Source organism: Pseudoalteromonas rubra (genome assembly GCF_005887095.1).
In the GTDB taxonomy this organism is placed as follows: domain Bacteria; phylum Pseudomonadota; class Gammaproteobacteria; order Enterobacterales; family Alteromonadaceae; genus Pseudoalteromonas; species Pseudoalteromonas rubra_E.
This window is the reverse complement of the sequence record NZ_PNCI01000172.1, coordinates 1-227: the sequence shown is the minus strand read 5'-3', so window position 1 is coordinate 227 and position 227 is coordinate 1. Positions and strand designations below refer to the sequence as shown.

Here is a 227-nt window from a genome sequence, read left to right as displayed (position 1 = left end):
ACCACCAATAGGTGTAATTATGTAAAATATAAGAGTCTAAATACATACCTAGAGCAAAGCACATGTTGATACTCAGCCCAAGCATAAGATACATAAATGCAACCGTTTTCTCTTTAATATAAAAGTATTGAGCAATAATTAAAACCACAATGGTGATAGCATCTAAAATAGCGAGATCAAGGTAAGTAATGGTTTGGTAATTGAACAAAACACCTGGAAAATACGAA

1 pseudogene is annotated in these 227 nt (G+C 32.2%); it reads right to left on the bottom strand.

The features are described from left to right. A pseudogene (locus tag CWB99_RS24470) lies at positions 1-227 on the bottom strand (hypothetical protein); the annotation flags it as partial.